Genomic DNA, 14278 nt, shown 5'->3' on the forward strand with positions numbered 1-14278 from the left:
CCTGATCCACCGCTTTCGCGAGCAAGCCCGCTCCCACATTGGGACGCGGTTGTTTTACAGATTTCAGCCCGGCGGACCACCGCACGCTTTTGCCCATGAACAGGAGGTCAAACCCATGAGCGTGCATGAACTCAAGCGTCCGCCAGTCGCGGACACCGCCCAGTGGCGGGTCGATCTGCCCAAGGCTTTGGAGCAGTTGCGCCATTGGGCGCAGGTCAGTCCGTTGCAGCCGGCGTTGCGGCACAAGCGTCACGGTCAGTGGGTTGTCTGGCGCTGGATTGATGTCTTGCGCGATGTCGAGCGGCTGGCCGATGGCTTGCGTCAGCAGGGCTTCACCGAAGACTCGCGGCTGGCGCTCAGCGGTGCCTTCGAACCGAATCTGTTGCTGCTGGCACTCGCCGCTCAGCACATCGGCGGCGAGCTGTTGACGTTGCCGGACACCCTCGACGCCGAATCACTGCACAAAGCCCTGTGGCGCAGCCGCCCGACCCATGCCTACGTCCAGGGGCGGCAGACGCAGCAACTCTGGCTCAACCACGGCCAGACACTGCTGGAATTCGCGGCACTGCTTGGCCCCACAGAGCCCCCGCAACGCTTGAACCGCTGGGCACAAGGCGCCCAACTGTGGAGCGAAGAGGGCACGCAATGGCAGGAGGGTCTGACCGTCGTGCTTGATCAATGGCTCAACAGCGGCCACTCCCTGGCCTTCCCGGAAAGTCCCGGCAGCGCCAGTCGGGATCGTCGCGAAGTTGCGCCGTCTGGGCTGGTGCTGTCGGCCGAACGCCTGCAACGGCTGGCCGCTGAAATCGACAGTCGCCTGGCCCCCCAAGGCTCGTGGCGGCGACGTCTCTGCGACTGGGCCATTGCTCACCCGCAAAAACCGCTGCAACGCCTGATCAAAAACCGCGTTCGCCGGCTGCTGGGTTTCCACAACCTGCATTTCATCTGGCAAGCCACGCGCACCCCGGACGTTAAACCCGCGCCGACCTGGCTCAACGAATTCAAACGGGACATCGCATGAGCTCGACCGAATCCATCCTGCAAGTCAGCGGTATTTCCCTGTCCTTCAAAGGCGTTAAGGCAATCAACGGGCTGTCCTTCGATGTCCGCCGTGGCGAGATCTGTGCGCTGATCGGCCCCAACGGCGCGGGCAAGAGTTCGCTGCTGAATGTACTGAACGGCGTCTACCGCTTTGACGCCGGCTCGATTGTCTTTGAACAGCAACCTTTCAAGCGCATCGACCCGTTGACCGCCGCGCGGCGGGGCATCGGCCGGACCTTTCAGAACAACGCGCTGTTCAAGAAAATGAGCGTGATCGACAACATCCTCACCGGCCTGTCCCGGCACCTGCGCAGCAGCTTCATCGAGCAAGCGCTCAACTTGCCGCGCGCCCGCCGTGAGGCTGAAGACTTTCGTCGACAGGCCCAGGGCATTCTCGAATTCCTCGAACTGCAAGCCCATCGCGATGTGCCGGTGGGCAACCTTTCTTACGGCCTGCAAAAACGCGTGGAGCTGGGCCGCGCCTTGATCGCCGGACCCCGCCTGTTGCTGCTCGACGAACCAATGGCCGGGATGAACGCCGAAGAGAAGCAGGAAATGGCCCGCTTCATTGCCGACATCAACCGCGACCTTGGCACCACGGTGGTGTTGATCGAACACGACATGAGCGTGGTCATGGGCCTGTCCGACCACGTCGTGGTGCTCGATTACGGGCGCAAGGTCGGCGACGGCACGCCGGCGCAAGTGCAGGCCGATCCCGAAGTGATCGCGGCGTATCTGGGAGTGGTGCACTGATGACGTTCTTCTTTGAAACCCTGCTCGGCGGCCTGCTCGCCGGGACCATGTACTCGCTGGTCGCCATCGGCTTCGTGCTGATCTACAAGGCCAGCGGCGTGTTCAATTTCGCCCAGGGTGCGATGCTGCTGTTCGCCGCGCTGACCTTCGTCAGCTTGCACGACCAAGGCGTGCCCTTTGTCCTGGCGCTGTTGCTGACGGTGGTGGTGATGATCGTCGGAGCGCTGCTGATCGAACGGCTGGTGTTGCGGCCCTTGGTCAATCGCTCGCAGATCACCCTGTTCATGGCCACGCTCGGTCTGTCGTTCATTATCGAAGGCCTGGCCCAGGGCTTGATGGGCTCCCAGGTGCGGGCGCTGGATTTGGGCATCGACGACGTGCCGCTGTTTATCGGCGGGATGATGGTCAGCCAGTTCGACCTGATCGCAGCGGCGGCGGCCATCGTGCTGGTGACGGTGCTGGCGCTGCTGTTCAACAAAACCCGTATTGGCGTGTCGCTGCGCGCGGTGGCCGATGACACCACCGCCGCGTTGTCGATCGGTATCAACCTCAACCGCATCTGGCAGATCGTCTGGGCGGTGGCGGGCATTGTCGGGCTGGTGGCCGGATTGCTCTGGGGCGCGCGACAAGGGGTGCAGTTTTCCCTGTCGCTGGTGGTGCTCAAAGCCTTGCCGGTGTTGATCATCGGCGGCTTCACCTCGATCGGCGGAGCGATTGTCGGCGGGCTGATTGTCGGCGCGGCGGAGAACCTCGCGGAGGTCTACATCGGCCCGCTGATCGGCGGCGGCATCACGCCGTGGTTCGCTTATGTCCTGGCCTTGGCCTTCCTGTACATCCGTCCCGCCGGCCTGTTCGGCGAGCGCGCCATCGAGCGAGTCTGAACCCATGTCTATTTCCCTTACCCGTGAAACCGCGCCGTCGGTGTTGATCCAGCGTCGTGTGCCGATTGGACTCAGCGCTTTACTGTTGATCGCCTTTGTCGTGGTGCCACTGACCGGCAATGACTATTGGCTGAACGCGATTCTGCTCCCGTTCCTGGTGCTGTCCCTGGCCGGGCTCGGCCTGAACCTGCTCACCGGTTACACCGGCCAGACGTCGGTTGGCGCGGCCGGGTTTATGGCGGTCGGCGCTTTTGCGACTTACGGCTTTCTATTGCGACTGCCCGAGCTGGGCTTGCCCGTGGCACTGCTGGGCGGCGGATTGATCAGCGCCGTGGTCGGCTTCGTCTTCGGCCTGCCGAGTTCGCGGATCAAAGGCTTTTACCTGATGGTCACCACCCTGGCGGCGCAGTTTTTCCTGGAGTGGCTGTTCGTCAAATTCCCCTGGTTTTACAACTACGGATCCTCCGGGACCATTTCCGCGCCGAAACTGGTGCTGTTCGGCCATGACCTGAACACGCCGCTGGGCCGCTATCTGCTGACCCTGAGCACCGTGCTGTTGCTGACCTGGGTCGCGGTGAACCTGGTGAAAAGCCAGATCGGTCGCAACTGGATGGCGATCCGCGACATGGATACCGCCGCTGCGGTGATCGGCATCCCCGTGGTGCGCTACAAGCACCTGGCGTTCGCAGTCAGCTCCTTCTATCTGGGCATCGCGGGCGCGCTGTGGGCCTTCGCCTACCTGGGCACGGCCAGTGCCAGCAGTTTCGATATCAATCGGTCGTTCCAGATCCTCTTCATCATCATTATCGGCGGCATGGGCAGCATCGCCGGCAACTTCGTCGGCGCGGCGTTCATCAGCCTGCTGCCGATCCTGCTCAGTCATGCCGGGCAAGCCTTTTTCGGCGGTTCGGTGGACGCCGGACAATTGCAGAACCTGCAAAAAATCATCTTCGGCGTGCTGATCATCCTGTTCCTGATCAAGGAACCGGAAGGCCTGATCCGCCTGCTGCACAACCTTCGTGAACGGCTGGGCCACTGGCCGCTGCGCTTCTGAATCCTTCCCATTAGATAGAGAGACAACATGCGTGCATCCTTGAAACGTTCCCTGGCCGGCGCCGCGTTGACGCTAGCGGTTTTCAGCAGTGCGGTGCCGATGGTTCAGGCTTCGCCGGATCAACAGTTCTTCCCGTTGGCCACTTACCGGGTCGGCGCGTACGCCTCCAGTGGTGTGCAAGTGTGGGCCGGCATGCTCGATTACCTGAACTACATCAATGATGTGGAAGGCGGAATCAACGGCGTGAAACTGGTCTGGCAGGAATGCGAAACCGAGTGGACGGCGGAGAAGGGCATCGAGTGCTATGAGCGCTTCAAGAAAGGCCTGGATGGCGCCCCGGTGGCGATCTATTCACCCAACGGTGCACCGGCGGCGTATGCGCTGAGCGAGCGCGCGGAAGTCGACAAGATCCCGTTGATCACCCTCGGCTACGGCCGCACCGAGGCCACCGATGGCACGGTGTTCCCGTACAACTTTCCGGTGATGCTGACCTTCTACAGCGAGGCCTCGAGCCTGATCAACTACATCGCCCAGCGCGAGGGCGGTTTCGACAAACTCAAGGGCAAGAAGATCGCCACGGTCTACCACGACTCGGCATACGGCCGGGAAACCCTTGGCCCGCTGAAGTTGCTGGCCGAAAAGTACGGCTTCGAAAACATCCAGATTCCCGTGGCCGATCCAGGTAACGAACAATCGTCGCAATGGCGGCAGATTCGCCAGGTCAACCCGGACTGGGTGTTCCTGCGCACCTGGGGCGTGTCGACGCCGGTGGCGGTCAAGACCGCAGCGCGTTTCGGCTTCCCGGTGGACCACATCGTCGGCGACATCTGGGCCAGCTCCAGCGAGGACGTCTTGCCCGCCGGCGCCGCTGCCAAAGGTTATCTGGCGCTGACGCCATACCCGGCCGGCACCGATTTCGAGATCCACAAACGCCTCAAGCAGCACATCCTCGACAAAGGCAAGAGCGACCTCAAGGACCTGAAGAATTTCGGCAGCGTCTACTACAACTCCGGTCTGGTGAACGCCGCCGTGATGGTCGAAGCGATCCGCACCGCCCAGGGCAAATTCGGCAAGCGCCCACTCAATGGCGAGGAAGGGCGCTGGGGCCTGGAACACTTGAACATCGACGATGCGCGGCTCAAGGACATGGGCTACTTCGGGTTGATGCAGAACCTCAAACTGTCCTGCAAGGATCATGAGGGTGGCGGTTCGGCGCGGGTCCAGCAGTGGGATGGCGCCAACTGGACGCTGATCAGCGACTGGATCGCGGCCGACCGCGCGCTGTTGCGGCCACTGATCGATGAAAAATCCGCAGCGTTCGCCAAGGAAAAAGGCCTGACGCCACGCACCTGCACCGGGGATGAATAAGCCATGAGCCACGCCGCCAGCGACATTGCTGTCCAGGACCTGTTGCAAGTCAACGACATCGAGGTGATTTACGACGGCGCGATCCTGGCCGTGGCGGGGGTGTCGCTGACGGTGCCCAAGGGCGGCATCGTGGCGCTGCTCGGTGCCAATGGCGCGGGCAAAAGCACCACGCTCAAGGCGATTTCCGGGTTGGTGCGCGCCGAGCGGGCGCAGGTCAGTCGCGGGAGCATCGAGTTTCTCGGGCGCGATGTGGCGGGTGTCGATCCCAGCCTGCGTGTGCGCCAGGGCATGGTCCATGTGCTGGAAGGTCGCCACGTGTTCCCGCAACTGACGGTCGAGGACAACCTGCGCAGCGGCGGGTTTGTCCGGCGGTTGAGCCGTCAGGACATGGCCCATGATCTGGAGCGGATCTACGCGTGGTTTCCGCGCTTGAAAACCAAACGCAAGACCCAGGCCGGGTTGACGTCCGGCGGCGAACAGCAAATGGTTGCCATCGGCCGGGCGTTGATGACGCGTCCTACTTTGGTACTGCTTGATGAACCTTCCATGGGATTGGCGCCTATTATCGTCCAGGAGATTTTCGAGATCGTCGCGCAACTCAATCGCGACGAGCAGGTGAGCTTCCTGATTGCCGAGCAAAACATTAACGTGGCACTCAACTACGCATCGACGGCCTACGTCCTCGATACCGGTCGCGTGGTGCTGTCCGGGAGCAGCGAGTCGTTGCTGGCGCGGGGCGATCTGCACGATTTCTATTTAGGTAAACATTGACCAGTGAGAACGCCATGACTCAAACCCAACGCGGACAGGCGACCGACGCCATCCGCCACGCGGATATCCTGATCGTCGGCGGTGGCCTCAGTGGCGCGATGCTGGCGGCGCAGTTGCTGCGTTTGCCTGGCAAGCGTTCGGTGCTGGTGATTGAACCGCGCGCCGAACTCGGCCGGGGCGAGGCGTACAGCGCGGTCGAGCTGGGCCATACGCTCAACGGCAACGCCGCACGCATGAGCGTTGACCCGGATAATGCCGATGACCTGACCCGATGGCTGACCGAGCACATCGCGGCCGGTGGCTGGCCGGAGTCGGATGAACAGCATGTGCCGGTCAGCGAATTGTTTCCGCCTCGGGGGCTTTTTGGTGTGTACGTGCAGCAGCGCCTGGCAGAGGCACAAGCGGTGGGCGCGGTGAACGGTTCAACGGTCGAGCATGTGCGGGCCGAGGTGGTTGATCTGCAAACCCAGGACGATTCTGTGTTGCTGACCTTGAGTGACGGGCAACGTTTGCAAGGTGCTTTTGCGGTGCTGGCCACGGGGATGTTTCCCGCTGCGCGCACGCCGCAGACCGAGTCCAGCGGCTTGAACGCTGCGGCACTGGATCCGTGGGATGTCGCGGCGATGCGCCGGTTGGACCCGCAGTCGACGGTGCTGATCATCGGTTCGGGCCTGACCATGGTCGATGCCGTGGTGTCGCTGGAACAGGCAGGGCATCGCGGGCCGATCGAAGTGTTTTCCCGTCACGGCTTGCTACCGCACGTGCGCCGGCAACCGCCGGCCTGGGTGGATTTTCTCGCCGAGGACCCAAGCATTCGTACGCCTCGACAGTTGGTGCGCGAACTGCGCCGGCATTGCCGGGACGCCATCGCTCAAGGCATCGACTGGCAGTCGCCGCTCGACACCGTGCGGGCGCATATCGGCCAGTTGTGGAATCAGGCGACGGACGTGCAGCGTCGGCAGTTTGTGCGGCATGTGCGGCCCTGGTGGGAAAGTCATCACCACCGCTCGCCACCGTTGAGTGCCGAATTGGTGGCGCGGCTGCACGAGGAAGGGCGGTTGCGGATTCAGGCGGCGTCGTTCAAAGGGTTGGAATCGACGACAGAGGGGCAGGTGAGCATCCGCATCCGCCGTCGGGGCGAGGTTGAAACCACGGTGGTCAGCGGCGCAGCGTTGATCAATTCCAGCGGCATCGAATATGACTGGCGCCGGGTGGCTCGACCGTTGCCTCAGCAACTGCTGGCGCGCGGGCTGATTCGACCGGGGCCGTTGGCGTTGGGGATTGCGGCGGCGGTAGATGGCGCGGTGCTGGACGCCGACGGGCAGGTCGCCCAACGCCTGTTCGCCATGGGCCCGCCGTTGCGCGGCATGTGGTGGGAAAGCACGGCTGTCACCGACGTGGCCAGCCAGGCCAAGGCCCTCGCCGAACGCCTTACCCGGTCGTTGTAGCAGCTGTCGAGCAGCGCGAGGCAGCGTTCGGCTGCGCAGCAGTCGTGAATCAGGCAATGCGGTGTTTCAGATACAACGCGGTCACAGTTTTTACGACTGCTGCGCAGCCGAACGCTGCCTCGCGCTGCTCGACAGCTGCTACGGGATCGGTGGACACCTGATACGAAGAAACCCCGGGTAGATCGGATCTACCCGGGGTTTCTTGTTTCAAGCAGCCCAAAGCCGTTAATCAATAACGCTGATACTTCGAACCAAACTCAGGGCGGTTTTCAGCGACGTAGAGTTTGCTTGCCTGGCTGTCTTTTTGATCAACGCCGACAGTGTTCACGTTCACTGTTGCCGGTTGGCTGACTTTCGCGGCTGCGACAACTTGCGAGGTGGCGTGTGGGGCGGCGATGGCGGAAGTAGCGCCAAGAACCGACAGGGCGAAACCAAGACCGATGATGCTTTTCATGATGTTGCTCCAGTAGAGTGGGGAGAAGATGTGGCCACTGTAGGGCTGGAGCGCCGCGATGAGAAAACACCCTTGCGCATAGTTGTTATCAAGCGCGTTGATCCAGGGTCAGCGGGGTATGTTGTCGCTGAGCCAACGTTGCTTGAGTTGTTCGAGGCGTCCGTCGCGGCTCATTTCATCCAGCGCCTGCTGCCAGCGCGCTACCTGACGGGCATCGGTGAGCGGAGAAAAGGCGATGTAGGTGCCTTGCTTCATCAACGGCATCTGGTAATGCAATTGACTCGGCGCCAAGCCTACTTCCCGCGCCAGGGCGGTGATGGAGAGGGTATCCGCCACCACGAATTCGGTACGGCCCAGGCGCGCCAGGCGCATCATTTGTTCGGGTGTTTCCACGCCATATAAATTGTTCAAACCCTGCTTCTGCAAGTAGCTGTAGACCAGCCATTTTCGCGGGACGACGATGCGGCCCAGGCTGCCGGCGTCCTGCAAATTGCGCACGGGTTGTTGGGCGTCATTGGCGGAGTAGAGCGCCGTTTCCACGTCCATCAACGGGCCGACCCACTGGTACTGGCCATCGCGCTCGGCGGTGCGCAACACGGTAAACACCGCAGTGGCAGGTTCGGTGGCGGCGACACGCAAGGCGCGCAGCAAAGGGACTTGTTGAAAATGCACCTGGTCGCCAGCGCGTTCGGCCAGCGCCTGCACCACATCCACGCCGAACCCCACCAGTTGGTTGCCTTGCTGGAAATGCAGGGGCGGATGGTTGTCGGTGAGCAGGTTCAGATCGGCCGCCACCGCAGTGAATGTCAGGAAAGACAAAAGGCAACCGGCAATGCGCTTCATGAATCGTCCTTGATTGAATGAGGTGCAAATCTTAGTACGGGCTCATTCAACTGTCTCGGGAATTTGTCGGACTATTTCGACAGAGTTGAGGATTTTTGGGTGTTGTAAACACTAAACAACTGTGGGAGCGGGCTTGCTCGCGAAAACGGTGTGTCAGGCGGCAATAATGTCGACTGATACGGCCTCTTCGCGAGCAAGCCCGCTCCCACATTTGATCTTTGCTGAGCTGTAGAACTTGCTCAGTAGCGCTGATATTTCGAACCGAACTCAGGGCGGTTTTCCGCGACGACCACACCCCCTTGCACCGCATTCTTCGGGCTAATCAGCGCGACACGTTCGCGCAGTTCTTGCAGACGATCAGCACCGCCCTCGGCGACGCGGTTCTCGATCAGTCGATCGGAGCCCCCTTCAGCCACACGATTTTTTTGCAGGTTTTCAGAGCCATATTCAGCAACGCGATTCTGTTGCAGTCGGTCCGAACCACCTTCCACCAGCAGTTGCTGGATCGGGCTGTGGGACGCAGTGCTGGAGGTGCTGGCCGATGCCAGGTTCGACAGGCCGAGGCCGCCAACCAGTGCCAGACCGAGTGCCAGGGACGAAACTTTCGAGAAGTTGAACATGGTGTGATTCTCCGTGCGCTTAAGTATGTGTGGGTCGGTAGCCAGTGCTATCCGGTGAACACAGTTAAACGCCCGGGTGTATCGGTGATGTGTACTTGAAACCGCTGAAATCGGCTTCTACGTATCCGTTTGGGGTTCGTATACAGACGGATACAAAACCCTTCGACTTTCTACCCTGTAGCAGCTGCCGAGCCGAACGCAGCCTCGCGCTGCTCGGCAGCTGCTACAAAGGTTGTGGGGGGAGGGTAAGTTCAGCGCACAAGCCGCCGCCTTCGCGGTTGCTCAAGGTCAGCGAACCGCCGATGGCCAGGGCCAGTTGCTGCGCGATGGCCAGGCCCAGGCCAGTGCCGCCGGTATTGCGGTTGCGTGAATTTTCGACGCGATAGAACGGCATCAGGACCTGTGACAGTTCCTCTTCGGCGATCCCGGGCCCGCGATCCAGCACCTTGATGGAATGACTGCCGTCGGCCTTCGATAGCACCTGCAACTCGGCGGCACCGGCGAACTTCAGCGCGTTATCCGTCAGATTCACCAGCACCCGGCGCAGGGCATGGGGGCGAGTGTCGATAACCCCGGCGTTGTCGCCGTTCAGCTCAACGGCCTTGCCCATGTCTTGATAGTCGTAGACCAGGCTGTTGAGGAACGAGTCCAGATTGATCCGGCAACTGGCTTCGGTGGAACCGTGAACGCTGCGGGCATAGGCCACGCCTTCGCGCACCAGGTGCTCGATTTCGCTGAGGTCGTTCGAGAGTTTTTCCTTCTCGCTGGAATCGTCCATGAATTCGGCCCGCAGTTTCATGCGAGTGATCGGGGTTTGCAGGTCATGGGAGATCGCCGCCAGCAGTTGCATGCGCTCTTTCAGGTAGGCGGCAATCCGCGCCTGCATGGCATTGAATGCCCTGGCGGCATGGGCGACTTCGGTCGGGCCTTTTTCGTCCAGGTGCACGGCATGGGTGTTGGGGTCCAGGGTATCCACTGCCTGGGAGAGGCGGGTGAGGGGGCGGATGGCAACCCTGACCGCCAGCCAGGTGCAGATCAATAGAAGGGTCAACTGCACCAGCAGCACCATCGGCAACCATGAAGACAGCGGCATCACCGATGGCCGGACATCGATGGTCAGCGGGCTGCCGTCGGCGAGTTTCAGGTGGGCCTGGAAATGCTGCTGCGCGCCTTCGATGCGAGTGAACGTGAGGGCATATTGCCCGCCGACAGCGTCCTGGATGGACTGCACCGCGTCGTGGGCATCCTTGAGATTGATCGGCGTGCCTGGCAGGCCTTCGCCCAGCGAGTAACGATAGGTTCGGCGCTCGAAGCGCGGCACCCAATCGGCGCGTTCGGCGGCCGGCAAGCGGTCGAGGATCGAGACTGCGATCGAGACGTCGTTTTCCAGATTGCCCAGCAACATCGCCTCGGCGCTGCGATAACGTTCGTAGAACTGCACACCGAAGGACAGACCGTGGGCGACGATCAGGCCCGCGAGGAAAATCAGCGACAACCGGGACGCCAGCGTACGCGGCCAATACAGGGCTAGCTTCATGATTCTGCGCCGAGCATTTCCACGGGGTAGGAGAACACGTAGCCTTCGCTGCGCACGGTTTTGATGTAGGTCGACTCCCGCGAGTCATCCATCAGCCGTTGGCGCAGACGGCTCACCAGCAAGTCGATGGAGCGGTCGAACAAGTCGGCGTCGCGACCTTGGGTGAGGTTGAGCAACTGGTCGCGACTGAGCACGCGCTGCGGGTGATCGAGGAAAACCCGGAGCAAGCGGTATTCGGCGCCACTGAGCGCAACCATCGTGCCGTCTTCGTCCAGCAAGTGGCGGGCGGTGGTGTCGAGGCGCCAGCGCCCGAAACCCAGCAACCGGCCGCTTTCGGTAATCAGCAGGTTGGGTGGCAGCATCCGGGTGCGGCGCAGCACGGCGTTGATCCGCGCCAGCAGTTCGCGGGCGGCGAACGGTTTGGTCAGATAGTCGTCCGCGCCCATTTCCAGGCCGAGGATACGGTCGGTTTCGTCGTTGCGGGCGGTGAGCATCAGGATCGGCGTGGCCTTGTGCTTGCCCGAGCGCAATTCGCGGCACAACAGCAGGCCGTCATCGCCGGGCATCATGATGTCGAGCACGATCAGGTCCACGGTGTTGGTTTCGAGAAAGCTGCGCATCTGCCTGCCGTCGGCGACCACCGTGGTGCGCAGGCCGTTTTTCTTCAGATAGTTACCGACCAGTTCGCGGATCTCGCGATCGTCATCGACGATCAAAATGTGGTTCACATGTTCCATTGCTCAACCCTCTTGTTATTCGCACGTCGCGCATTCTAGGGAGCCGCATCGCACCTGCCTGCCGGCCTTTGTATCTCACTGTATCTGAAGGTGTCTGTGATACATGGGTATACAAGAGGGCTTTTTTGAGGTGCGGGTGTATCGAACTGTATCGGGTGCCGTGTTTGACACCTTACGCCTTAATAGTCCCGGTTTTACGACACATGGCGGATACCTCGGGCCGGTTAAATGGGTTCCATCGAGGCAGGAAGACTTGCCTCGCTCCACTGCCCATTACGACTCTGAGGACATGATCATGAACTGGAACAAACTGGTTGCCGCTGGCTTTTTTGCTGTCTTGAACGTTGCGACGTTTTCGGCTCATGCGGATGTTCAGGCTCACAGTAGTCATCTGGATATCAAGCAGGTGATTTCTACTGTAGAAGACGGCGGGGAGAATTGCGGGATTGTGAATGCGCGGATGACGTATCTGGATTCCAGCGGTACGCAGAAGGTGCTGGATTACAGCAAGTTTGCGGCGTGTGGGAATCAGGGCGGTTGACCTTGGCGGCCTTCGGGCCGACCAGGTTCTTTCAGGTGTACATATCCATTCCTGCGGTAACGGCCGCTTATGGTTTCGCTTTTACAGCGACTCACTTTTCCAAACGCCGAAAAGTAAGCAAAAGGCTTCGCCCCAACGTCCGGCCCCTCGCCTAGGCTCGGCGTTCCTTCGCTCCGGCATTCATCTGGGGGCATCGCCTCCGGTCGGCTTCGCTTCGACCTCCTCTCGATGTGTGCGGCTTCGCCGCACGGCGCTGCGCGCCTACCCCCCAGATGAACGCCTCCACTCAGCCTCCCGACGGGGCGGGCAGATCAAAAGCCAGATCAAGTTCAAGAGCTGCAGGCGAGCTAACGCTCGGCCTGTTGAGTGGTGAGGGGCGGAAGGTGTACGCCGACCTACTGTGGAGTGAGCCTGCTCGCGATGGCGGCCTGACAACCGACCATTTTTTTGCAGATGTACATCAAACCTGTAGGAGCTGGCCTGCCAGCGATGCCGGCCTGACAACCGACCATTTTTTGCAGATGTACACCAACCCCCTGTGGGAGCTGGTCTGCCAGCGATGGCGGCCTGACAACCGACCAATTTCTTGCAGATATACACCAACCCCCTGTGGGAGCTGGCCTGCCAGCGATGGCGGCCTGACAACCGACCATTTTCTTGCAGATGTACACCAAACCTTGTGGGAGAAGGCTTGCTCGCGAATACGGTGTGCCATTCAGCATGGATGTTGGCTGACATGCCGTCATCGTCGGAACGCCGCCCGGAGCCGGCTCGCTCCTGCAGTGGATGGGTGCTGGTCAGGCGTCGTTGATCACGCAACCACCTGATAACACGGAACATAAGCCGCGCCACCCGGCAGTTTCATTCGGTGCTGTGCGACAAAGGCCTTGAGCAGCTGATCCAGCGGGTGCATGACCGCTGCATCGCCACGGATCTGGTACGGACCGTGTTCTTCGATCAGGCGGATGCCTTTGTCCTTGACGTTGCCGGCGACGATGCCGGAGAACGCGCGGCGCAGGTTGGCCGCCAGTTCGTGGGCGGGCAGGTCGCGGCTGAGTTTGAGGTTGGCCATGTTCTCGTGGGTCGGGTCGAACGGGCGCTGGAAGCCTTCGTCGATTTTCAGCAGCCAGTTGAAATGGAACGCGTCGTTGCGCTCGCGGCGGAACTGTTTGACCGCTTTGAGGCCTTGGGTCATGTGCCGCGCGACTTCAGCCGGGTCGTCGATGATGATTTCGTAGTGTTGTTTCGCGGCGTCGCCCAGCGTCGCGCCGACGAACGCGTCCAGTTGCTCCAGATACGGTGCGGCATGTTTCGGCCCGGTAAGTACAACCGGGAAGGGCACGCCGGCGTTGTCCGGGTGCATGAGGATGCCGAGCAGGTACAGGAACTCTTCGGCCGTGCCGGCGCCGCCCGGGAAAATGATGATGCCGTGACCCACGCGCACGAAGGCTTCCAGGCGTTTCTCGATGTCAGGCAGGATCACCAGTTCGTTGACGATCGGGTTCGGTGCTTCGGCGGCGATGATGCCGGGCTCGGTCAGGCCGAGGTAGCGGCCGCCGTGGATGCGCTGCTTGGCGTGGGCGATGGTCGCGCCTTTCATCGGGCCTTTCATCACGCCAGGGCCGCAGCCGGTGCAGATGTCGAGGCTGCGCAGGCCCAGTTCGTGGCCGACTTTCTTGGTGTATTTGTATTCTTCGGTATTGATCGAGTGGCCGCCCCAGCACACCACGATCTTCGGCTCTACGCCGGGGCGCAGGGTGCGGGCGTTGCGCAGCAGGTGGAAGACGTAGTCGCTGATGCCCTGGGAGGTGCTCAGGTCGATGCGCTGGGCGTCGAGTTCGTTTTCGGTGTAGACGATGTCGCGCAGGGCGCTGAACAGCATTTCCCGGGTGCTGGCGATCATTTCGCCGTCGACGAAGGCGTCGGCCGGGGCGTTCAGCAGTTCCAGGCGGACGCCGCGATCCTGCTGGTGGATGCGGATTTCGAAGTCTTTATAGGCTTCGAGGATGGTCTTGGCGTTATCAACATGGGCGCCGGTATTGAGGATGGCCAGGGCGCACTGGCGGAATAAGGTGTAGGTGCTGCCGGATCCGGCTTCGCTCAGTTGCTGTACTTCACGTTGAGAAAGGGTTTCCAGGCTGCCTTTAGGGCTGACGGAGGCGTTGATTACTTGTCGTTGGGACATTCAATGATCCTTAAAACGATGTCATTCATACCGGCAAATGGCATC

At 61.3% G+C, this 14278-nt stretch carries 14 protein-coding genes; 8 read left to right on the forward strand and 6 right to left on the reverse strand.

All coding sequences use genetic code 11. From position 1 onward, the window contains the following. Window positions 1-115: 115 nt before the first annotated feature. From ACA072_RS12475 to ACA072_RS12505, 7 genes are read left to right on the forward strand one after another with little or no spacing between them, the layout of a single operon-like run. Window positions 116-1021, forward strand: coding sequence for an AMP-binding protein (locus ACA072_RS12475; protein WP_497624570.1), 906 nt, complete (start codon window positions 116-118; stop codon window positions 1019-1021). Then, window positions 1018-1794 (forward strand): ABC transporter ATP-binding protein, encoded by a 777-nt coding sequence (locus ACA072_RS12480; protein WP_497624571.1) that lies wholly within the window; start codon window positions 1018-1020, stop codon window positions 1792-1794. The genes ACA072_RS12475 and ACA072_RS12480 overlap by 4 nt, the downstream gene beginning before the upstream one ends. Continuing rightward, the gene (locus tag ACA072_RS12485) at window positions 1794-2675 is read left to right on the forward strand and encodes a branched-chain amino acid ABC transporter permease (RefSeq protein WP_497624572.1); all 882 of its coding nucleotides are present in this window, start codon (window positions 1794-1796) and stop codon (window positions 2673-2675) included. The genes ACA072_RS12480 and ACA072_RS12485 overlap by 1 nt, the downstream gene beginning before the upstream one ends. A gap of 4 nt (window positions 2676-2679) precedes the next feature. Continuing rightward, window positions 2680-3729: a branched-chain amino acid ABC transporter permease gene (locus ACA072_RS12490; RefSeq protein WP_497624573.1), complete on the forward strand. Its 1050-nt coding sequence runs from the start codon at window positions 2680-2682 to the stop codon at window positions 3727-3729. Window positions 3730-3756: 27 nt separating this feature from the next. Beyond that, entirely contained in the window at window positions 3757-5097 is a 1341-nt protein-coding gene (locus tag ACA072_RS12495) for an ABC transporter substrate-binding protein (RefSeq protein ID WP_497624574.1), read from the forward strand. 3 nt (window positions 5098-5100) lie between these two features. Continuing rightward, window positions 5101-5868 (forward strand): ABC transporter ATP-binding protein, encoded by a 768-nt coding sequence (locus ACA072_RS12500; protein ID WP_497624575.1) that lies wholly within the window; start codon window positions 5101-5103, stop codon window positions 5866-5868. A gap of 14 nt (window positions 5869-5882) precedes the next feature. After that, a complete protein-coding gene (locus tag ACA072_RS12505) occupies window positions 5883-7316 on the forward strand; it encodes an FAD/NAD(P)-binding protein (RefSeq protein WP_497624576.1) in 1434 nt (477 codons plus the stop codon). A 229-nt stretch (window positions 7317-7545) separates the two neighbouring features. Here ACA072_RS12505 and ACA072_RS12510 read toward each other — a convergent pair whose 3' ends face one another. From ACA072_RS12510 to ACA072_RS12530, 5 genes are all read right to left on the reverse strand, one after another. After that, a complete protein-coding gene (locus ACA072_RS12510; protein WP_497624577.1) occupies window positions 7546-7770 on the reverse strand; it encodes a hypothetical protein in 225 nt (74 codons plus the stop codon). A 108-nt stretch (window positions 7771-7878) separates the two neighbouring features. Then, window positions 7879-8613 carry a substrate-binding periplasmic protein gene (locus ACA072_RS12515; protein ID WP_497624578.1) on the reverse strand — a complete coding sequence of 245 codons (735 nt, stop codon included), beginning with the start codon at window positions 8611-8613 and terminating at the stop codon, window positions 7879-7881. Window positions 8614-8852: 239 nt separating this feature from the next. Then, on the reverse strand, window positions 8853-9233 hold the full coding sequence (locus ACA072_RS12520; protein ID WP_497624579.1) for a hypothetical protein: 381 nt from the start codon (window positions 9231-9233) through the stop codon (window positions 8853-8855). 223 nt (window positions 9234-9456) lie between these two features. Then, window positions 9457-10770: an ATP-binding protein gene (locus tag ACA072_RS12525; protein WP_497624580.1), complete on the reverse strand. Its 1314-nt coding sequence runs from the start codon at window positions 10768-10770 to the stop codon at window positions 9457-9459. Continuing rightward, window positions 10767-11507: a response regulator gene (locus ACA072_RS12530; protein ID WP_497624581.1), complete on the reverse strand. Its 741-nt coding sequence runs from the start codon at window positions 11505-11507 to the stop codon at window positions 10767-10769. Before ACA072_RS12530 ends, ACA072_RS12525 begins: the two co-directional genes overlap by 4 nt. Before the next feature lie 295 nt (window positions 11508-11802). On the opposite strand from ACA072_RS12530, the gene ACA072_RS12535 reads away from it, so the two are divergent. Further along, window positions 11803-12048, forward strand: coding sequence for a DUF2790 domain-containing protein (locus ACA072_RS12535; RefSeq protein ID WP_497624582.1), 246 nt, complete (start codon window positions 11803-11805; stop codon window positions 12046-12048). Between the two features lie 811 nt (window positions 12049-12859). Here the strand turns inward: ACA072_RS12535 and ppnN are convergent. Continuing rightward, on the reverse strand, window positions 12860-14233 hold the full coding sequence (gene ppnN, locus ACA072_RS12540) for a nucleotide 5'-monophosphate nucleosidase PpnN (protein WP_497624583.1): 1374 nt from the start codon (window positions 14231-14233) through the stop codon (window positions 12860-12862). Between the last annotated feature and the right edge of the window lie 45 nt (window positions 14234-14278).

This window comes from Pseudomonas sp. LBUM1656, from assembly GCF_059716065.1.